Origin of the sequence: Xanthomonas sp. DAR 34887, assembly GCF_041245805.1 — a bacterium.
In the GTDB taxonomy this organism is placed as follows: domain Bacteria; phylum Pseudomonadota; class Gammaproteobacteria; order Xanthomonadales; family Xanthomonadaceae; genus Xanthomonas_A; species Xanthomonas_A tesorieronis.
In genome coordinates this window covers 616,719-636,591 of sequence record NZ_CP162490.1, presented here as the reverse complement: position 1 = coordinate 636,591, position 19,873 = coordinate 616,719, and the positions used below count along the sequence as shown (strand labels likewise).

At 67.9% G+C, this 19,873-nt stretch carries 15 protein-coding genes; 6 read left to right on the top strand and 9 right to left on the bottom strand.

Annotated elements, in window-relative coordinates; translation table 11 throughout:
• Nucleotides 1-87: 87 nt before the first annotated feature.
• Nucleotides 88-1,941 carry a transcription termination factor Rho gene (gene rho, locus AB3X08_RS02850; RefSeq protein ID WP_369936099.1) on the top strand — a complete coding sequence of 618 codons (1,854 nt, stop codon included), beginning with the start codon at nt 88-90 and terminating at the stop codon, nt 1,939-1,941.
• A gap of 79 nt (nt 1,942-2,020) precedes the next feature.
• Here rho and AB3X08_RS02845 read toward each other — a convergent pair whose 3' ends face one another.
• On the bottom strand, nt 2,021-3,034 hold the full coding sequence (locus tag AB3X08_RS02845) for a hypothetical protein (RefSeq protein WP_369936098.1): 1,014 nt from the start codon (nt 3,032-3,034) through the stop codon (nt 2,021-2,023).
• 258 nt (nt 3,035-3,292) lie between these two features.
• Between AB3X08_RS02845 and AB3X08_RS02840 the strand changes: the two genes are divergently transcribed.
• The gene (locus AB3X08_RS02840) at nt 3,293-4,045 is read left to right on the top strand and encodes a hypothetical protein (RefSeq protein WP_369936097.1); all 753 of its coding nucleotides are present in this window, start codon (nt 3,293-3,295) and stop codon (nt 4,043-4,045) included.
• 83 nt (nt 4,046-4,128) lie between these two features.
• Here AB3X08_RS02840 and AB3X08_RS02835 read toward each other — a convergent pair whose 3' ends face one another.
• The 3 genes from AB3X08_RS02835 to AB3X08_RS02825 form a co-directional block, all read right to left on the bottom strand.
• Nucleotides 4,129-5,022 (bottom strand): energy transducer TonB, encoded by an 894-nt coding sequence (locus AB3X08_RS02835; RefSeq protein WP_369936095.1) that lies wholly within the window; start codon nt 5,020-5,022, stop codon nt 4,129-4,131.
• Between the two features lie 66 nt (nt 5,023-5,088).
• Nucleotides 5,089-6,831 carry a bifunctional isocitrate dehydrogenase kinase/phosphatase gene (gene aceK / locus AB3X08_RS02830; protein WP_369936093.1) on the bottom strand — a complete coding sequence of 581 codons (1,743 nt, stop codon included), beginning with the start codon at nt 6,829-6,831 and terminating at the stop codon, nt 5,089-5,091.
• A 9-nt stretch (nt 6,832-6,840) separates the two neighbouring features.
• Nucleotides 6,841-7,773: a LysR substrate-binding domain-containing protein gene (locus tag AB3X08_RS02825; protein ID WP_369936092.1), complete on the bottom strand. Its 933-nt coding sequence runs from the start codon at nt 7,771-7,773 to the stop codon at nt 6,841-6,843.
• Between the two features lie 95 nt (nt 7,774-7,868).
• Between AB3X08_RS02825 and AB3X08_RS02820 the strand changes: the two genes are divergently transcribed.
• The gene (locus tag AB3X08_RS02820) at nt 7,869-8,087 is read left to right on the top strand and encodes a hypothetical protein (protein WP_369936090.1); all 219 of its coding nucleotides are present in this window, start codon (nt 7,869-7,871) and stop codon (nt 8,085-8,087) included.
• Nucleotides 8,088-8,326: 239 nt separating this feature from the next.
• On the opposite strand, the gene AB3X08_RS02815 is transcribed toward AB3X08_RS02820, so the two are convergent.
• The 5 genes from AB3X08_RS02815 to AB3X08_RS02795 form a co-directional block, all read right to left on the bottom strand.
• Nucleotides 8,327-10,561, bottom strand: a complete 2,235-nt coding sequence (locus AB3X08_RS02815) for an NADP-dependent isocitrate dehydrogenase (protein ID WP_369936088.1) — start codon at nt 10,559-10,561, stop codon at nt 8,327-8,329.
• Between the two features lie 616 nt (nt 10,562-11,177).
• Entirely contained in the window at nt 11,178-11,687 is a 510-nt protein-coding gene (locus tag AB3X08_RS02810; protein ID WP_369936087.1) for a hypothetical protein, read from the bottom strand.
• Between the two features lie 58 nt (nt 11,688-11,745).
• Entirely contained in the window at nt 11,746-12,039 is a 294-nt protein-coding gene (locus AB3X08_RS02805; RefSeq protein ID WP_369936085.1) for a LysM peptidoglycan-binding domain-containing protein, read from the bottom strand.
• Between the two features lie 104 nt (nt 12,040-12,143).
• On the bottom strand, nt 12,144-12,962 hold the full coding sequence (queF, locus tag AB3X08_RS02800; RefSeq protein ID WP_369936083.1) for an NADPH-dependent 7-cyano-7-deazaguanine reductase QueF: 819 nt from the start codon (nt 12,960-12,962) through the stop codon (nt 12,144-12,146).
• 199 nt (nt 12,963-13,161) lie between these two features.
• Nucleotides 13,162-14,472: a M20 family metallopeptidase gene (locus AB3X08_RS02795; RefSeq protein WP_369936081.1), complete on the bottom strand. Its 1,311-nt coding sequence runs from the start codon at nt 14,470-14,472 to the stop codon at nt 13,162-13,164.
• Nucleotides 14,473-14,760: 288 nt separating this feature from the next.
• On the opposite strand from AB3X08_RS02795, the gene AB3X08_RS02790 reads away from it, so the two are divergent.
• From AB3X08_RS02790 to AB3X08_RS02780, 3 genes are all read left to right on the top strand, one after another.
• Nucleotides 14,761-16,008 carry an efflux RND transporter periplasmic adaptor subunit gene (locus AB3X08_RS02790; protein WP_369936079.1) on the top strand — a complete coding sequence of 416 codons (1,248 nt, stop codon included), beginning with the start codon at nt 14,761-14,763 and terminating at the stop codon, nt 16,006-16,008.
• Nucleotides 15,974-16,564, top strand: a complete 591-nt coding sequence (locus AB3X08_RS02785) for a hypothetical protein (RefSeq protein ID WP_369936077.1) — start codon at nt 15,974-15,976, stop codon at nt 16,562-16,564. The genes AB3X08_RS02790 and AB3X08_RS02785 overlap by 35 nt, the downstream gene beginning before the upstream one ends.
• Before the next feature lie 63 nt (nt 16,565-16,627).
• Nucleotides 16,628-19,867, top strand: coding sequence for an efflux RND transporter permease subunit (locus AB3X08_RS02780; protein WP_369936075.1), 3,240 nt, complete (start codon nt 16,628-16,630; stop codon nt 19,865-19,867).
• Nucleotides 19,868-19,873 lie beyond the last annotated feature (6 nt).

Genomic DNA, 19,873 nt, shown 5'->3' with positions numbered 1-19,873 from the left:
CCCCCTCTGGAAGATTCTCTTCTAGACCCCTTCCCAACCCGTTTGCCCCCACGCTGGGCGCTCGCACTCATAGCGAGGAATCACCACTTGTCCGATAACACCACTACCGAATCCGGGAGCGTCGACGCCCCCGCCGAGAAGCGCGCGCGCAAGCCGCGGGTCAGCAAGGCCGTCGCCGGCGCTGACGGCGGAGCCGAGCACGGCGCCCCGGCGCAGCCGAACCTGCCGTTGAACCAGGCGCCGGCCCAGCCCGACGCGCCGCGTCCGGCCCCGCAAGAGCGCCAGGAACGCCAGGAACGCGCCGCAGCGCAGGAACCCGCGCAGGCCCCGTCGCAGCAGCAGCCCCAGTCGCAGCCCGCTCCCGCCTCCGGCGGCGATGCCCAGGGCCAGGCCGGCGGCAACCAGAACGATGGCGGCGAGCCGCGCGAAGGCGGCGGCAACCCGCGCTTCAACAACCAGAATCAGCAGCACCAGAACAACCAGAACCAGAACAACCAGCAAGGCAATCGCCGCGACCGCTTCCGCAATCGCCGTGATCGTGGCGGCGGCGGCGGTGGTGGTGGTGGTGGCAATGGCGGTGGCCGCGAGCGCTACCAGGACAACGGCCTGCCCAACGACAACGGCGCCAACGAAGTGTTCGTGCCGCGCCCGCACGCCAACGTGCCGGAAGGCTTCCCGATCTATTCGCTGAGCGACCTGAAGCGGATGCCGGCGCAGAAGCTGCTGGACATCGCCGAGCAGCTCAACATCCAGGACGGCGTGGCCCGCGCGCGCAAGCAGGACGTGATCTTCGCGCTGCTGAAGGTGCTGACCCGCCACGGCGAAGGCGTCGCCGCCGACGGCGTGCTGGAAATCCTGCCGGACGGCTTCGGCTTCCTGCGCGCGGCCGAGGCCAGCTACCTGGCCGGCCCGGACGACACCTACATCTCGCCCAGCCAGATCCGCCGCTTCAACCTGCGCACCGGCGACCACCTGTCCGGCCGCATCCGCTTCCCGAAGGACGGCGAACGCTACTTCGCGCTGTCGATCGTCGACACGATCAACGGCGAGCCGCTGGAAGCGAGCAAGAACAAGGTGCTGTTCGAGAACCTGACCGCCCTGTTCCCGCGCAAGCGCTTCACCCTGGAACGCGGCAACGGTTCCTCGGAAGACATCTCCGGGCGCATCCTCGATCTGATGGCGCCGCAGGGCAAGGGCCAGCGCGCGCTGATCGTCTCCCCGCCCAAGGCCGGCAAGACGATGATGATGCAGCAGGTGGCCACCGCCATCACCACCAATCATCCCGACGTGCACCTGATCGTGCTGCTGATCGACGAGCGGCCGGAAGAAGTGACCGAAATGCAGCGCACCGTGCGCGGCGAGGTCATCTCTTCCACCTTCGACGAGCCGGCCGCGCGCCACGTGCAGGTCGCCGAGATGGTGATCGAGCGGGCCAAGCGCCTGGTCGAGCACAAGAAGGACGTGGTGATCATGCTCGACTCGATCACCCGCCTGGCCCGCGCCTACAACAACGTGGTGCCGTCCTCCGGCAAGGTGCTCAGCGGCGGCGTGGACGCCAATGCGCTGCATCGCCCGAAGCGTTTCTTCGGCGCGGCGCGCAACGTCGAGGAAGGCGGCTCGCTGACCATCATCGCCACCGCGCTGGTGGAAACCGGCAGCAAGATGGACGAGGTGATCTACGAAGAGTTCAAGGGCACCGGCAACAGCGAAGTGCACCTGAACCGCCGTATCGCCGAGAAGCGCGTGTACCCGGCGATCGACATCAACCGCTCCGGCACCCGTCGCGAAGACCTGCTGATCGAGCCGGAGCTGCTGCAGAAGATCTGGATCCTGCGCAAGCTGCTGCATCCGATGGACGAGATCGCGGCGATGGAGTTCCTGCTGGACAAGATGAAGAACACCAAGTCCAACGACGAGTTCTTCGGTTCGATGAAGCGCTGAGCCCGGCGCCGGCTCGACCAGAACGCCCCGCTTCGGCGGGGCGTTCTGCGTTTCGGCTCGCCAACACGGCTGCCACCGGCTAGTTCGCGCCGCCCACCGCGTGCTCCAGGTAGCCGACGAACAAGTCCACATCGGACGCACCCAACGCTTGCAGTTCCGCCCCGCCGGCGGCGGGCGGCGGGGCGAATGCCTTGGTCCGGAGCGCGTCCTGGAATTCCACGGCGATCTTCATCGCATGAAAGAACACACCGGCGCCTGCGGCACCGAGAACGTGGTATTGCAGCTTTTCGCTGCGGGCGATGGACAAGTCCAGCTCCGCCGAGGCGAGGTCCTGCGCACCGAGGCTGGCCGATGCGCTCGCCGCCACTTCGAACACCGCACCGGAACTGCTGGCCAGGGCGAGGGTGTACCGGTCCACCTCGGCGATACGCGTCACCAACCACAGCGAGGACGACGATGCGAGCGCATCCTTGGGGACGGCCGACAGCGCCTTGACCGCACTGGCGCGAAACGCGGGGATATCCTGCGGATCGGTATAGCGAAGCCGGACACCCTCGAACAGGAACGAGGAGTCGGACGTGAATTCGATGGTCAGTCCCGCCTGCCCGATCTCCAAGCCGCTGCCCGGCTGCGGAGGCGTGCCTTTCAACTTGCCGGTGACCTTGACGCCCGTTTCGCTCTGCAAGGAAATCTTCTCTTTGTCCTGGGTGGAGACAAGGGCCGGCTGTGGCGCGCCGAAGTTGAAGATCGTGCCGACCTTGTCCACGCGCGACTTGTTGAACCAACTGATCGTGTACAGATCGCCGATCCGTGCGCTGCTTCCGAACGGCTGTGCGGGCAGGAAGCCCGCCAGATCGCGGTTGACTGCATTTGCATAGTTCCGTATTGCGCTCATGCCAAACTCCTTGGTGATGTGATCCAAAGGTTGCGAGTCGAACGGATGTGTTTCGTGGGCGGCGAGCGGGCGACGCGGCCGATGGAGCGGAATGGACGTTGCCAGCCGATCGACGTCACCGACCTCTTTTTTCCAGCTGCGCGCGACCATCGCTGCGGCGTCACTCCCCACATGCCGCGTCCCCAGGTGCGCGATCAAGAGTCTGCCATGGCGGGCAAGTCCCCGCCGCGACGGATGGGGCGCCACCCGCCGCTGCGCCGGCGCGGACGGTAGACAAAACGGGACTGGCGGTGTGTCGGTCCTATCCCTGCAATCGTGCGGCCACCGTCTGCGGAGCGCTCCGGCGCGCCAGAGTGACGCGAGCGGCGGGCGCGGTCTTACGGGATCGCGCGATCCGACCGGTCTTCGACATGCCGCTGGCGATGCTGGTCCGGTCCCGCCACCTGTGCTGCATCGATGAACGCCACTGTCGCCAAGGTCGCACCGGTCACCCTGGGCTTCTGGGTGATGAAGATCTGCGCCACCACGCTGGGCGAGACCGGCGGCGACCTGCTGTCGATGACCCTGGACGTCGGCTATGCGCTGAGCAGCGCCCTGCTGTTCGGCGTGTTCCTGGTCTCGCTGTGGGCGCAGTTGCGCGCGCGGCGTTTCCGGCCGTGGCTGTACTGGTGGGTGATCCTGAGCACCAGCACGGCCGGCACCACGCTGTCGGACTACATGGACCGCAGCCTGGGACTGGGCTACGCGCAGGGCGCGTTGATCCTGAGCAGCGGCCTGGCTTTGACCCTGGGCGCCTGGTGGCTGAGCGAACGCAGCCTGTCGGTCGACCGCATCGAGGGCGGCCGTGCGGAACTCTTCTACTGGGTGGCGATCCTGTTCTCCAACACGCTCGGCACCGCGCTGGGCGATTACCTCGCCGACGATTCGGGGCTCGGCTTCCTCGGCGGTGCGGCGCTGATCGGGACGCTCCTGGCCGCGCTCGCCCTCGCCTACGCGCTCACCCGCATCGACCGCGTCGTGCTGTTCTGGGCCGCCTTCGTGCTGACCCGGCCGTTCGGCGCCACGTTCGGCGACCTGCTGACCAAACCGACCGCCAGGGGCGGACTGGATCTGGGGACCGCCGGCGCCTCACTGGTGCTGGCGGGGATCCTGGTCGCGGTGCTGTATGCCAGCACGCGCCATCGCGCGATCGCAGCGACGACCAGGTAATCCTCGCCGCTGCAGGAAACGCCTCGACGCGGGGCGTCTTCCACCGAAACCGAACGTCGAGCCGGGGCGCCGACCGGCGGCGTTCAGCTGCCCTGCTGCAACGGCGTCAGCAGGCGCGGGCCATTGTTGTCGACCATGTACACGCCGCCGGCCGACAGGGTATCGGGCGAGAAACCCGATGCGTCCTTGCCGGTGTCCCAGGGTGCACGCGTGCGCGGACCGGGGACATAGCTGACCCAGTGCCCGTAGCTGTCGTCCATGCCTTCGTTGGGCTCATTGCGAAGCGAATAGTTGACCGGAACGCGTACCGCCCAGTAAGGCGCCGACGCGTCCTCGCCCTCGGTCGGCGGGCGGAACGTCCACCTGCGCGCTGCCGCCAGTGCGCTCTTGGCGAGGATCTCGCGCAGCTTCTTCATCTCGCCCTCCGAGCCGACGATGCGCAGGTTGACCTGCTCGACCGCGGCATCGGCGACGCTGCCGTCGCGCGCCACCTTGAGCACCAGGTACGCCGAACCCGACGCGCCCACCCGGTACGCCGCTTCCGGATAGGACGGCGGCGCCATCTTCAGCGAGGTCACCGTGCGCGGATCCTTGGGGTCGTAGGTGGCGAAGCTGGCGTGGCGGATCTCCACCTGGTAGCTGTCGCCCTGCTGGCGCTTGGCCACGATACGCAGCGTCATCGGCGCGCGCGCCGGCACTGCCTTGCCGTCGCGCAGCGCCGGCTCGAATTTCCATTGCTTGACCGAATCGCGCACGAAACGGACCACCCCTTCGGGCAGCTTGTCCTGCTGATCGATCGCCAGCGCCGAGACGGCGCCGTCGGCTTCGATGTCGATCTTGCCGGTCACCAGCAGACTGCTTTCGACCTGCTTGCGCACCGCGCCCGGCCCGGCGGCGGTGGCGAATGCGGTGGCGGCGAGCAACGCCAGCAGCAGACCGCTCCAACGCCATATCGAGATTCCTGAATTGCGGTGCATCGCGCTTCCTTGCTTGGATAAGGCGCCGATTACAACGCAGCCGGCTTACGCATACAAGGCCGCAGGTCAGGCCAGGCGCAGCGACTCCGGATACGGCGGCGCGTCCGGGTAGTCGTCCTCGCGCAGCCGCGCCTGCAGTTCGCGCCACCACTGCGGGTCGAACAGCTCGGCATGCGCGCGCTTGACCGCCTCCAGCGAGGCGGCGGGCAATCCCATGAACATGCCGAAACGCTCCGGGAAGACGTCGCGCGCATCGACGTGGAACCACGGTTCGGCGGACATCGCTTCCTCGTCGTTGCGCGGCTGCGGCCAGTCGCGGAAGGTGCAGTCGGTGACCAGGCACAGTTCGTCGTAGTCGTAGAACACCGCGCGTCCCTGCCGCGATACGCCGAAGTTCTTCAGCAGCATGTCGCCGGGGAAGATGTTGTTGCGCGCCATGTCCTTGATCGCCTGCGCGTAGTCCAGCGCCGCCTCGCGCGCCGCTTCGGCGGTCTGCTCGCGCAGGTACAGGTTCAGCGGGCGCAGCCGCCGCTGCACGTAGCACAGCTCGAAGATCAGGTCGTCGCCATCCTCGCGCAGGCTGCGCGCGCACCCTTGCAGCAGTTCGGCGAGCAGCGCCGGGGCGAAGCGCGCGCGCGGGAAGCGCAGCGAACGGTAGGGCTGCGCGTCGAGCAGGCGGCCGACCCGATCGAGGTTGAACACCAGCGCGTACTTGTCCTCGACCTGCTCGCGGCTCATCGTCTTCGGATAGGCGAAGCGGTCGCGGATCAGCTTGAACACCAGCGGATAGCTGGGCAGGGTAAACACCGCCATGACCATGCCCGGGGTGCCGTCGGCGTGCACCAGCTGTTCGTTGGGCTGTGCCTGGAAGTGGCGGAAGAAGGTGCGGAAGCGCTCGGTCTTGCCCTGCTTGGCGCGGCCGAGCATGGTGTACAGCTCGTCGATCGGCTTGTGCGGCAGCAGGCTGCGCAGGAACACCACCGCATCGCCGACGGTGGGCAGGTCGGCCTGGAAATAGCTGCGCGAGATGCCGAACAGCTGCGCCACGTCGTTGCGCTTGGTCAGCACCGCTTCGGCGCGCAGGCCGGCATCGTCGTTGACCAGCGCGATCACGCAGGGCGAGAAGCGGTGCTCGCCGAACACGCGGCCGACCAGATAGGCGCGGCGCTCGCGGTAGAACACCGTCTCCAGCAGCTCGATGCCGCGCACCGGATGCTCGCCCCAATGCGCCAGGTCGTCCTGCAGGCGCACCGCGATGGCCGCGGCGCAGCGCGTGCGGTGCGCGTACGGCACGTCGAACGGGTAATCGCCGAGCACGCGCATGAACGCATCCACCGGCCGCGTCTCGGACACCGCGTAGTTGTGCCGGGCCACCGGATGGGTGATCGCGTCGGTGGGCTCGATGTCCAGCGCCACGAACTCGATCCGCGTATCCACGCCCTGGGTGCGGAAGAAGCGCCGGGTCAGCGTGTTGTAGAAGGTCTTGTACAACTCCTGGTCGATCAGCCCGTGCAATTGCGCGGCGAAACTGTCGCGCACCTGCGCCCACAGGATGCGGTCGTGGGTCTGGCCGAGCAGCAGGGTGCGCAGGCGCAGCATGCATTCGCCGATGCACTGGTCGTACAGCGCGATGCGCTCGACCGCGTCGTTGCGCGCGGCGTTCCAGTCGCGGGTCTCGAAGCGGCGGCGGGCGCGACGGCTGATCTGCGCGAAGCGCGCGTGGTAGTCCTCGAACGCGTCGCGGATGGTCCGCGCCACGGCATCGGCGCGGGGTTCGGCGGGAATGGGCGGCACGGGCGTGTCGGTCATGGCCGCAGTCTACCCGCGACCGCGGCGACGCTTGCTGGTCGGCGGTTGCGCCTGCGCCTGCGTGTGCCGGTGGTGCTCGTCGGCCTGAACGCGCAGCCAGTCGCGGAAGGCCAGGAAACCGCGATGCCCGGCCGAGCGCTGCGGATACACCAGATAATGCGACCAGGCCGCCTTCAACCGGTGCGGCGACAGCGCCACCAATTGGCCGGCGTCGAGCATCAGCCGCGCGCGGGTGATGCGTCCCAGCGCCACGCCGACGCCATCCAGCGCCGCGCGATGGTGCGATTCGGCATCGTCGAACACCGCCACGTAGCGCGCGGGCGGTGCTTCGCCGACGGCGGCGAACCAACGCTCCCATTCGCCATCCGGATCGCCGATCAGCGGCCACTGCGCCAGCGGCGTGCGCTTGCGCTTATCCATCCGCGCGATCAGTGCCGGGCTGGCCATCGGCACCAGCCATTCGTCGAACAACGTCTCGACCTCCAGGCCGGGCCACTGCCCGCTGCCGATCCGCAACGCCGCATCGAACTGCGGCTGGCGCTCGAAATCGACCAGGCGCAGGTCGGACAGCAGGTTGATCTCGATCTGCGGATGCCGCGCCAGGAAATCGCCCAGCCGCGGCACCAGCCAGGCCGAGGCCATCGACGGAGTGAGGGTGATCGTCAGCACGTCGTCGGGGCGCGCGCCGAATGGCTGCAGCGCCTCGCCGATCGCGTCGAGGTGCGGGCCAATGCGCTCGAGCAGGCGGCGCCCGTCCGCGGTCAGGCTCACTCCGCGCGCGTGCCGGTCGAGCAGTCGATAGCCCAGGCGCTGTTCCAGCGTGCGCATCTGGTGGCTCAGCGCGCTGACGGTGAGGTGCATCGCGGCCGCCGCGCGCGACAGATTGCCGAGCCTGGCGACGCTGACGAAGCCTTGCAGTGCATGCAGCGGAGGTCGCGCCATGTTGAATCCTGTTCAAGTCTGGCTTGCGGAATGGTCGCTTTTTCGGGCTTCAGCTTGCGCCTATCGTCAATTCCACTCAAGCCAGGAGCACGACGATGAGCATCTACAGCGACTTGCTGTTCCACCAGGGACATATCGCCGACGTGGCGCTGGCGCGCTCGCTGGCCGCCAGGCCGAACACTGCGACGCCGCCAGCCGATGCGCCGGAGACGACGGTCCACATTCCGGCAACGGATGCGGAGGTGGCGGAGAGGCAGCATCGCGCACTGGCGTTGATGCGCCGCACGATGACCGCACTGTCGCCATTTCGTTGACCTGCGGCTGGCAGCACGGCGCTTGCCTGCACCCAAGCGAGCGCGGCGCGCTGTACAGCGAAGGGCGCCGCATCTACGCCGTTGTCGCCGATCTGCGGTACGCGCCGACGCTGCCCGATGGCCGGGCGGCGGATGCTGGCCGATGATCGAATGCAGTAGCCCAGGCGTGGCCGAGCAGGCACAAAAAAACCCGGCCGATGCAAACGCATCGGCCGGGTTCGTCGTGACGCGGCAGCGAACTACTGCGCCGTCAGCGTCGCCAGCGCGGCGTTGAACGTCGCGCTCGGCCGCATCGCCTGGCTGACCCGCTCCAGGTTCGGGCGGTAGTAGCCCTGGATATCGACCGGCTTGCCCTGCGCGCCGTTGAGCTCGGCGACGATGGTCGCCTCGTGCTCGGCCAGTTGCTTGGCCAGCGGCGCGAAGCGCGCCTTCAGCGCGGCGTCCTCGTCCTGCGCGGCCAGCGCCTGCGCCCAGTACAGGGCCAGGTAGAAATGGCTGCCGCGGTTGTCGAGTTCGCCGACCTTGCGCGAGGGCGATTTGTCGTTGTCCAGGAACTGGCCGTTGGCCTGGTCCAGGGTCCTGGCTAGCACGCCGATCGTCGCGTTGCGGTGACGCTGGCCCAGATGCTCCAGCGACGCGGCCAGGGCCAGGAACTCGCCCAGCGAATCCCAGCGCAGATAGTTCTCTTCGACGAACTGCTGCACGTGCTTGGGCGCCGAGCCGCCGGCGCCGGTCTCGAACAGGCCACCGCCAGCCATCAGCGGCACGATCGACAGCATCTTGGCGCTGGTGCCCAGTTCCATGATCGGGAACAGGTCGGTGAGGTAGTCGCGCAGCACGTTGCCGGTGACCGAGATGGTGTCCTCGCCCTTGCGGATGCGCTGCAGCGAGAACGCGGTCGCTTCCACCGGCGACAGGATGCGGATGTCCAGGCCCTTGGTGTCGTGGTCCTGCAGGTAGCGCTCCACCTTCTGGATCATCAGCGCATCGTGCGCGCGCTGCGGGTCCAGCCAGAACACCGCCGGGGTGTCGCTCAGGCGCGCGCGGCTGACCGCCAGCTTGACCCAATCCTGGATCGGCGCGTCCTTGACCTGGCACATGCGCCAGATGTCGCCGGCTTCGACCGCATGCTCCAGCAACACGGTGCCGCCGGCGTCGGTGACCCGCACCGTGCCGTCGGCGGCGATCTGGAAGGTCTTGTCGTGCGAACCGTATTCCTCGGCCTTCTGCGCCATCAGGCCGACGTTGGGCACGCTGCCCATCGTCGCCGGATCGAACGCGCCATGCCGCTTGCAGTCCTCGATCACCGCCTGGTACACGCCGGCGTAGCAGCGGTCCGGGATCAGCGCCTTGGTGTCCTGCAGCTTGCCCTCGGCGTTCCACATCTTGCCGGAGTCGCGGATCATCGCCGGCATCGACGCATCGACGATCACGTCGCTGGGCACGTGCAGATTGGTGATGCCCTTGTCGGAATTGACCATCGCCAGCGCCGGGCGCTGCGCATACACCGCCTGCAGATCGGCTTCGATCTGCGCGCGTTGCGCGTCGGGCAAGGTGCCGATGCGCGCGTACAGGTCGCCGATGCCGTTGTTCGGATCGAAGCCGACCTGCTTCAGCGCTTCGGCGTGCTTGTCCAGCACGTCCTGGTAGAACGCGCCGACCACCACGCCGAACATGATCGGGTCGGAGACCTTCATCATCGTCGCCTTCAGGTGCAGCGAGAACAGCACGCCCTGCTGCTTGGCATCGGCGATCTGCGCCTGCACGAAGCTGGCCAGCGCGCGCTTGCTCATCACTGCCGCGTCGATGATCTCGCCGGCCTGCACCGCGGTCTTTTCCTTCAGCACGGTGACGGTGCCGTCCTTGCCGACCAGTTCGATCTTGACGCTGCCGGCCTGCGCGATCAGCGCCGAGCGCTCGCTGCCGTAGAAATCACCGGCGTCCATGTGCGCCACGTGCGACTTGGAATCGGCGCTCCACGCGCCCATGCGGTGCGGATGCTTGCGCGCGTAGTTCTTCACCGACAGCGGCGCACGCCGATCGGAATTGCCTTCGCGCAGCACCGGATTGACCGCGCTGCCCTTGACCCGGTCGTAGCGCGCCTTGGCTTCTTTCTGCTTGTCGTCCTGCGGCTCGTCCAGGTAATCCGGCAACGCGTAGCCCTGCTGCTGCAGTTCCTTGATCGCGGCCTTGAGCTGCGGCACCGAGGCGCTGATGTTGGGCAGCTTAATGATGTTGGCTTCCGGCGTGGTCGCCAGCTGGCCCAACTCGGCCAGGTCGTCGGCGATGCGCTGGTCCTCGCGCAGGTATTCGGGGAACTGCGAGATCAGGCGGCCGGCCAGCGAGATGTCGCGGGTTTCCACGGCGATGCCGGCGGTGCCGGCGAAGGCGGAGACGATCGGCAGCAGTGACTGCGTCGCCAGGTACGGGGCTTCGTCGGTGAGCGTGTACAGGATCTTGGGCGTATTCGACATGAGTGACGTAGGCTCTCTTGCGATTCGGGGAAGGACACGTTGCCGCGAACAAGACTGCGGACGGCACGGCGCGGACGGCGTGCGGCGTGCAGCGCTTGCGACGAAGGGAAACCCTGCGACGGCGATGGCATGACGGCCGCCGATTGTCGCGTTTTCTGCGGGCCGGAGAAAGCGCTTGCATGGAACGGTGGAGATCGCCGCCGCCACGCCGGTGCATACGCTCGCGCTGCGTGCGACAGGATGCAGCGGCGATGGCCTGCATTGGCTCGCAGGACAAATTCCGCCAGCGCTTGAGCCACAAGGCGACACGCCTTCCCTGCGCATGCGTATGGATCTGGTCGCAACCCCACATCGCTGCAGCGCGTGCCCATCGGAAGTGGAGCGACCCAAGACATGCCATGCGCCAGCGCATGGTGAGCGCCAGCGCGCACGGCGCGGCTTGCGTGCCCTGCGCGATCCATGCATCGGCGATATGCGCCTGGCGTGCGCCAGCGTGCAGGTCGGCGCATAAAAAAGGGCGCAGTCTCGCGACTGCGCCCAGCGTGCCGCGCCGGCCGGGAGAGAGTCGGCTGGCGCGGTCCGTGACTGCGGTATTCCTAGCGGGAGGCGGTGCGCATCACTTGACTTCGAATTCCTGCGGCGTGCCGGCCGGCTGGCCGTTCACGGTGACCTCGGCCTTGTACTTGCCGGCCGGCCAGCCCTTGGGGTTGGTAAACGACACATTGGTGGTTTCAGTACCGGCGGTGGTCAGCGTCGCGCTCTGCTCGCCGGCGGTCTGGCCGTCCTGGAACAGCAGCTTGGCGCCGATGTTGGTGTTGGTGGAGGAACCCTCGGTCTTCACCGAAACGATGATGGTGTCCTTGCTGCTCAGCGTGGTCAGCGGCGCCACCGCCTTGTCGGCGCCGGCGGTGTTGCCCACGCTCACCGAGGCGACCGTGACCTCACCGGCCTTCGCCGCGGCGGGCGCCGTCTCTGCCGGACCCGGCATCGCCTCGGTCGGGGCGGAGGAGGTGGGATCCGGCGTGGTGTTCTGGCTCTGCTCCTGCTTCTTGCAACCGGCCAGGGCCAGCGTGCCGACCAGCGCCAGCAGCAGCGGAGAGGCCAGCGACTTCGAATGGATCTTCATGAGGTGGTGCTCCTTGGATGGAATGTTGGATCGCGCACGTCGTGTTGCGAGGCGCGTATCAAGCGCGAGCAGGCAGCTTCAGCGTCTGCCCCGGATAGATCTTGTCCGGGTCGTCGAGCACGTCGCGGTTGGCTTCGAAGATGCGGGTCCAGGCATTGCCGTCGCCGTAATGCAGCTTGGCGATCTTGGACAACGAGTCGCCCGACTTGACCACGTACACCTGCTGCACCTGTTCGGCGGTGGTGTCCACCTGCGCCTGCACTGCGGAGAAATCCGCCTTCGGCGTGATGTCCGCGGTGGTGTCCACCTTGGCGGTGACTGCCGAAAAATCGGCACGCTTGTCGCTGTTCATCGCATGCGGCTCCGTGCGTGGATGGGATGCCGCCACGGTTGCACAGGATTTGTTAAAAGCGGATCGCGCAGCCGTGAACGGCCTCGACCCGATTCAGCCGCACGCTACTGGCGCGGATCGCGGTGGAAGGCGATCGGTTCGGCCACGTCGGGCGTGGCGCGCCAGGGATTGATGTCCAGGCCGCCGCGGCGCGTATAGCGCGCCTCCACCTGCAGCGACTGCGGGCGGCAATGGGTCAGCAGGTCGTGGAAGATCTGTTCCACGCACTGTTCGTGGAAGCCGGCATGTTCGCGGAAGCTGATCAGGTAGCGCAGCAGGCCCTCGCGGTCGATGCGGCCGCCGCGATAGCGCACGCACAACGTGGCCCAGTCCGGCTGGCCGGTGACCGGGCAATTGGACTTGAGCAATGCGCTGCTCAACGTTTCCTCGACGATGTCGTCGGCCGCGGCGAGCAGGAACTGCGGGCGTGGCGGTCCGTAGCAGTCGATGGCGATGTCCAGCACATCCAGCGACTCGCCCTCGCCCAGCGGGTCCACCGGCGGCAGGCCGAACTCCATGGTCACGTCGGCGCCGGCGCGCGCCGACAGGTCGGTGACGATGCAGGCGCGCACCGCTTCGGCGCTGTTGAAGCGCATCGCGTTGAGCGAGTTGAGGTAGAGCTTGAGCGACTTGGATTCGATCAGCTGCGGCGAGGTGCACGGCACCTGCAAGGTGGCGGTGGCCACGCAGGGCTTGCCCCGTGCGTCCAGCCAGCTCAATTCGTAGGCATGCCAGCGGTCGAGGCCGAAAAACGGCAGCGGCGCGGCGTCCAGGCCGATCTCGGCCCGACCGCCGGCGCGGGGAATCGGGAACAGCAGCGCGGGATCGTACTGCGAGGGATACGCGACCTCGCGGCCGAGACTGGAATCCTGGGGGGTGTTCATGGCCGCCAGTTTAACGGGGGCGATCTGGCTGGCAGGTGTATGGACGGCCGGGATTGGGGAGTCGGGATTCGGGATTGGCAAAAGCGCACCGCGCGAACTGCGGCGTGACCAATCCATCGGTTCCGGAAGTGCCAGGGAGCGCGGCGCTATCTCCGCGCCGGGCAACCGCTTTTACGAATCCCCAATCCCCAATCCCCAATCACCGCTTCACACCCAGATAGTCCAGCGATACCTGCAGCAGCGCGCGCAGGCCCACATCCAGCGCCGATTCGTCGAGCAGGAACTGCGGGGAGTGGTTGCTCGGCGCGGTCGCCGGATCGATGCCGGGGCCGGTGGCGCCGACGAAGAAGAACATCGACGGCACCTGCTGCGCGTAGAACGAGAAATCTTCCGCGCCCATCTGCAGCGGCGGCTCGTAGACGTTATCGGCACCGACCACCGCCTGCAGGCTGGGCAGCATCTTCGCGGTCAGCGCCGGGTCGTTGACCGTGGCCGGGTTGCCGTCCTGGTCGGGCACGTGCGCTTCTGCCTTGGCGCCGTGCGCGGCCGCGGTGTGCTCGGCGACGGTCTTCAGGTCGGCGAAGATCTGCTGGCGCATGCCTTCGTCGAAGGTGCGGATGGTGCCGACCATCTCCACGTCGTCGGGAATGATGTTGTAGCGGATGCCGCCCTTGATCGCGCCGAAGCTGAGCACCGCCGGCTGCCTGGAAATATTGGCGCGGCGGCTGACCACGGTCTGCGCCGCGCCGATCAGGTCGGCGCTGGCCACGATCGGGTCGATCCCGTTCCAGGGCGCCGAGCCGTGGGTCTGGCGGCCGATCACCTTGATGCTGAAGCGGTCCGAGGCGGCCATCAGCGGACCGCCGCGCACCGCGATCTTGCCCGCCTGCACGCTGGAGAACACGTGCAGGCCGAACATCGCGTCGGGCTTGAAGTCGCGGAACAGGCCTTCCTTGAGCATCAGCGAGGCGCCACCCTCTTCGTTGCCCGGCGCGCCCTCCTCGGAGGGCTGGAACACCAGCATCACCTCGCCCGGCAGCTGCGCGCGCATCGCCACCAGCGCCTCGGCCACGCCCAGCAGGATGCTGGTGTGGGCGTCGTGACCGCAGGCATGCATGACCCCGACGGTCTCGCCGCGGTACTGGCCGGTGGCCTTGGAGGCGAACGCCAGGCCGGTCTGCTCGGTCACCGGCAGCGCGTCCATGTCCGCGCGCAGGGCGATCTTCGGCCCCGGCAGCGCGCCCTTGATGATCGCCACCACGCCGTGATGGGCGATCCCGGTCTGCGGTTTCAGGCCCAGCGCGCGCAGCCGCTCGGCGACCTTGGCCGCGGTGCGCTCCTCGCGATTGGACAGCTCCGGGTGCTGGTGGAAGTCGCGCCGCCATTCGACCACCTTGGCCTGCAGCTCGGACGCGGCGGCCGCCACTTCCGGGCGTTCGGCGGACTGGGCGCAGGCCAGCGCGGGGACGGCGAGCAGCATGGCGGACAGCAGACGGGACAGGCGCGGCATTGGGGAATCTCCGATCGGTTTTTGCATGGCGTTCAGTCAATGTATTGCATTCGCGGCAGGCCGGCACTGGCCGCCGCTCCGCCGCGGCGAAAAAACCCCTTAGAAATCCGTGTCAACCGATCCGCCGCCGGTGCGTTGCCGCTACCGGCGCCAATGGCCGCAGGCGCAGCTCCCCCTCCCTTAAGTCATGGTCCAATCGCAACGCGCTGGCGATATGCTTCACCGCTTGTCGCACCAGCCATTGCGGGAGGGTCCCCTACCCCGCCTCGCCACAGGAGTTCCCCCCGGATGTCGCGTTTCTGGAAGATTGCGCTGCTGATCGTCGCAGCGGTGGTCGTGGTGCTGGTGGGCGCACACTTCCTGCGCGGCGGGCACGGCCATGGCCGCGGTGGCGCGGCCGCAGGCGGCGATGGCGACGACAGCACGCCGATCCCGGTGACGGTGGTCGCCGCCAGCAGCCAGGCGGTGCCGATCTACGCCACCGCCACCGGCACGGTGAACGCGCTGGCCACGGTCACGGTCAACCCGCAGGTCGGCGGGCAACTGATGAGCCTGAACTTCCGCGAAGGCCAGGAAGTGAAGAAGGGCGAGGTGCTGGCGCAGATCGACCCGCGCTCGCTGCAGGCCAGCTACGACGAGGCGGCCGCCAGCAAGCGCCAGAACCAGGCGTTGCTGGCCACCGCGCGCTCCACCTTCCAGCGTTCCGACTCGCCGGCCTACCGCCAGTACGTGGCCAAGACCGACCTGGACACGCAGCGCAACCAGGTGGCGCAGTACGAGGCCGCAGTGGCCGCCAACGACGCGTCGATGCGCGCGGCGCAGGTGCAACTGCAGTACACCCGCATCCTCGCCCCGATCGACGGCATCACCGGCATCCGCGGCGTGGACGTGGGCAACATCGTCAGCACCAGCAGCAGCATCGTCACCATCACCCAGATCCATCCGATCTACGTCGTCTTCAACCTGCCCGAGCGCCAGCTGCAGGATGTGCGCGAGGCGCAGGCGGCCGGACCGCTGAAAGTGGCGGCGCTGGACCGCAGCGACGCGCACGTGATCGCCGACGACGGCCAGGTCGACGTGGTCGACAACCAGATCAGCAGCGACACCGGCACCTTCAAGGTCCGCGCGGTGTTCCCCAACCCCGGCAATGCGCTGTGGCCGGGCCAGTTCGTCAACGTGCGGCTGACCCTGCGCACGCTGGACAACGGCGTGGTGGTGCCGAGCCAGGCGGTGCAGCGTGGCCCCGACGGCGACTACGTGTACGTGGTGCAGGGCGACAACACGGTCAAGATGCAGACGGTCAGGCAGGGCGCCGAAGTGGGCGACAGCCAGGTGCAGCTGGAGCAGGGCCTGAAGGCCGGCGAGCGGGTGGTGACCGAAGGCCAGTTCCGGCTCAAGCCGGGCAGCAAGGTGGCTCCATTGAAGCCGGGCGAGGCCCCGCCGCAGCCGACCGAAGCCGAACTGAAAGCGGCCGAGAGCAAGCAGCAGCGCAAGGACGGCGGTGGCGGCGGCCGCCGTGGCGGCGGGCCGCGCTGAGCAGGCCGGCATCGGCACGCGCGCTACGCGGCTCACACCGGCGGTGGCGGCGCGTTTGGATGGCGGGCGGAGCACTCGCGCTTCGCCCGTCACCCTCAAGAGGAATCACATCATGACCAATGTCGTCATCGCCTCCCAAGACCCGCTTGCGCAAAGCCTGAAGACGTTTCTGCTCGACCAGCAGGGCTTCGTCGCCGGTCCGCCGCTCGACGCGCTGCAGAACGGCAACCAGCTGTGGATCGTCGCCCACGACAACGAACTGGGCGACGGCAGCGCATTCCTGCAAGCGCTGCTGCAGAACACCGACTTTCCGATGGACGTCGCATTCGAGGTGGTGCTGATCGTGTGCAGCGCCGGCAGCCTGACCTTCGGCAGCGACCTGCTGACGCCGGCAGAGCGCATCGCCAATGCGTTGAGCCGCACGGTCATCGCGTCGACCACCGACGTCTACGGGCAATGGGGGCCGCAAGGCTATGCGTTCCAGGGCAACTTCATCACGGTCGCGCCGAACAGCGATCTGACCAACCTGTTCGACCAGATGTCACTCGACGCCTGACGCAACGGTTTTCCCCGGCCCCGGCCCGTCCGGGTCCGGGACCTCACCAGCAAGGATATTCCTGTGGGCTTTTCGACGATCTTCATCCGCCGCCCGATCGCCACCACCTTGCTGATGGCAGGCGTGCTGTTGCTCGGCATCCTCGGCTACCGGCAGCTGCCGGTGTCGGCGCTGCCGGAGATCGACTCGCCCAGCCTGGTGGTGACCACCCAGTACCCCGGCGCCAACGCCAGCACCATGGCCTCGCTGGTGACCACGCCGCTGGAACGGCAGCTGGGACAGATCTCCGGGCTGCAGATGATGACCTCCGATTCGTCGGCGGGCCTGTCCACGATCATCCTGCAGTTCGCGATGGACCGCGACATCGACATCGCCGCGCAGGACGTGCAGGCGGCGATCCGCCAATCCACCCTGCCCTCGTCGCTGCCCTACCAGCCGGTCTACAACCGGGTGAACCCGGCCGACGCGGCGATCATCACCCTCAAGCTCAGCTCCGAGACGCTGCCGCTGCGCGACGTCAACAACTACGCCGACTCGATCCTGGCGCAGCGCCTGTCGCAGGTGCCCGGCGTGGGCCTGGTGTCGATCGCCGGCAACGTGCGCCCGGCCGTGCGCATCCAGGTCAATCCGGCGCAGCTGTCGAACATGGGCCTGACCATGGAGGCGCTGCGCAGCGCGCTGACCGAAACCAACGTCAATGCGCCGAAGGGCTCGCTCAACGGCAAGACCCAGTCCTACAGCATCGGCACCAACGACCAGCTGTCCAGCGCCGCCGACTACCGCGACACCATCATCAGCTACAAGAACGGCGCGCCGGTGCGGCTGTCGGACGTAGCGCAGGTGGTGGACGGGGTGGAAAACGACCAGCTCGCGGCCTGGGCCGATGGCAAGCCGGCGGTGCTGCTGGAGATCCGCCGCCAGCCCGGCGCCAACATCGTGCAGACGGTGGAACAGATCCGCACGATCCTGCCGCAATTGCAGGCGGTGCTGCCCAGCGGCGTGCACCTGGACGTGTTCTCCGACCGCACCGAGACCATCCGCGCCTCGGTGCACGAGGTCAAGTTCACCCTGATCCTGACCATCGGCCTGGTGGTGGCGGTGATCTTCGTGTTCCTGCGCCGGCTGTGGGCCACGATCATCCCGTCGGTGGCGGTGCCGCTGTCGCTGGCCGGCACTTTCGCGGTGATGGCCTTCGCCGGCATGTCGCTGGACAACCTGTCGCTGATGGCGTTGGTGGTGGCCACCGGCTTCGTGGTCGACGATGCGATCGTGATGATCGAGAACATCGTGCGCTACATCGAACAGGGCAAGAGCGGACCGGAGGCGGCGGAGATCGGCGCCAAGCAGATCGGCTTCACCGTGCTGTCGCTGACCGTGTCGCTGGTGGCGGTGTTCCTGCCACTGCTGCTGATGCCGGGCGTCACCGGGCGCCTGTTCCACGAGTTCGCCTGGGTGCTGTCGATCGCGGTGGTGATCTCGATGCTGGTGTCGCTGACGCTGACGCCGATGATGTGCGCCTACCTGCTCAAGCCCGACGCGCTGCCCGAAGGCGAAGACGCCCACGAGCGCGCGGCCGCGGCCGGCAAGACCACGGTGTGGACGCGCACCGTGGCGCTGTACGAGCGCTCGCTGGACTGGGTGCTCGCGCACCAGCCGCTGACCCTGGCGATCGCGCTGGCGACGATGGTGCTGACCGTGGTGCTGTACGTGGTGATCCCCAAGGGCCTGTTGCCCGAGCAGGACACCGGGCTGATCACCGGCGTGGTCCAGGCCGACCAGAACGTGGCGTTCCCGCAGATGCAGCAGCGCACCCAGGCGGTGGCCGAGGCGCTGCGCAAGGATCCGGCGGTGACCGGCGTGGCCGCCTTCATCGGTGCCGGCTCGATGAACCCCACCCTCAACCAGGGCCAGCTGAGCATCGTGCTGAAGACCCGCGGCGACCGCGACAGCCTGGAGGAGGTGCTGCCGCGGCTGCAGAAGGCGGTGGCCGGCCTACCCGGCGTGGCGCTGTACCTGAAGCCGGTGCAGGACGTGACCCTGGACACGCGCGTGGCGGCGACCGAATACCAGTACTCGCTGTCGGACGTGGACAGCGCCGAACTGGCGACCCAGGCCGCGCGCCTGACCGAGGCGCTGCGCAAGCGCCCGGAACTGGCCGATGTGGACAACAACCTGGCCAACCAGGGCCGCGCGCTGGAGCTGAGCGTCGACCGCGACAAGGCCAGCGCGCTGGGCGTGCCGATGCAGACCATCGACGACACCCTGTACGACGCCTTCGGCCAGCGCCAGATCTCCACCATCTTCACCCAGCTCAACCAGTACCGCGTGGTGCTGGAAGTGGCGCCGCAGTTCCGCAACAGCACCGCGCTGCTGCACCAGCTGGCGGTGACCAGCAACGGCAGCGGCGCGCTGACCGCCAGCAACGCCACCAGCTTCGGCCAGACCACCTCCAGCAACTCGTCCACCGCCACCGGTATCGGCAACCAGAACACCGGCATCACCGTCGGCAGCGGCGGCACCGTGCCACTGGCCGCGGTGGCCGACGCCAGGATCGCGACCACGCCGCTGGTGGTCAGCCACCAGCAGCAGCTGCCGGCGATCACCGTCTCGTTCAACCTGGCGCCGGGCTACTCGCTGTCGCAGGCGGTGGCGGCGATCGAGGAGACCAACGAACAACTGCAACTGCCGCCGCAGCTGCATGCCGAATTCATCGGCAAGGCCGCCGAATACACCGGCAGCCAGACCGACATCGTGTGGCTGCTGCTGGCTTCGGTGGTGCTGATCTACATCGTGCTGGGCGTGCTCTACGAGAGCTACATCCATCCGCTGACGATCATCTCCACGCTGCCGCCGGCCGGCGTCGGCGCGCTGCTGGCGCTGATGCTGTGCGGACTGAGCCTGTCGGTGGACGGCATCGTCGGCATCGTGCTGCTGATCGGCATCGTCAAGAAGAACGCGATCATGATGATCGACTTCGCGATCGATGCGCGCCGCGAGGGCGCCAACGCGCACGATGCGATCCGCCGCGCCTGCCTGCTGCGCTTCCGCCCGATCATGATGACCACTGCCGCGGCGATGCTCGGCGCGCTGCCGCTGGCGCTGGGCGACGGCATCGGCTCGGAACTGCGGCGCCCGCTGGGCATCGCCATCGTCGGCGGCCTGCTGCTGTCGCAGCTGGTCACCCTGTACACCACCCCGGTGATCTACCTGTACATGGAGCGCGCTTCCGAGCGGATGCGCGCCTGGCGCGAACGCCGCGCCGCGCGGCGCGAGTCGGCCATTGCGACGGAGCGGCCGGCATGAGGTGCC

Excerpts from the sequence above, each read along its gene's own strand:
- aceK (WP_369936093.1), bottom strand. The coding sequence starts at position 6,831 with ATGACCGACACGCCCGTGCCGCCCATTCCCGCCGAACCCCGCGCCGAT.
- AB3X08_RS02815 (WP_369936088.1), bottom strand. The coding sequence starts at position 10,561 with ATGTCGAATACGCCCAAGATCCTGTACACGCTCACCGACGAAGCCCCG.
- AB3X08_RS02790 (WP_369936079.1), top strand. The coding sequence starts at position 14,761 with ATGTCGCGTTTCTGGAAGATTGCGCTGCTGATCGTCGCAGCGGTGGTC.
- AB3X08_RS02810 (WP_369936087.1), bottom strand. The coding sequence starts at position 11,687 with ATGAAGATCCATTCGAAGTCGCTGGCCTCTCCGCTGCTGCTGGCGCTG.
- AB3X08_RS02840 (WP_369936097.1), top strand. The coding sequence starts at position 3,293 with ATGAACGCCACTGTCGCCAAGGTCGCACCGGTCACCCTGGGCTTCTGG.
- queF (WP_369936083.1), bottom strand. The coding sequence starts at position 12,962 with ATGAACACCCCCCAGGATTCCAGTCTCGGCCGCGAGGTCGCGTATCCC.
- AB3X08_RS02805 (WP_369936085.1), bottom strand. The coding sequence starts at position 12,039 with ATGAACAGCGACAAGCGTGCCGATTTTTCGGCAGTCACCGCCAAGGTG.
- AB3X08_RS02835 (WP_369936095.1), bottom strand. The coding sequence starts at position 5,022 with ATGCACCGCAATTCAGGAATCTCGATATGGCGTTGGAGCGGTCTGCTG.
- AB3X08_RS02825 (WP_369936092.1), bottom strand. The coding sequence starts at position 7,773 with ATGGCGCGACCTCCGCTGCATGCACTGCAAGGCTTCGTCAGCGTCGCC.
- AB3X08_RS02820 (WP_369936090.1), top strand. The coding sequence starts at position 7,869 with ATGAGCATCTACAGCGACTTGCTGTTCCACCAGGGACATATCGCCGAC.
- AB3X08_RS02795 (WP_369936081.1), bottom strand. The coding sequence starts at position 14,472 with ATGCCGCGCCTGTCCCGTCTGCTGTCCGCCATGCTGCTCGCCGTCCCC.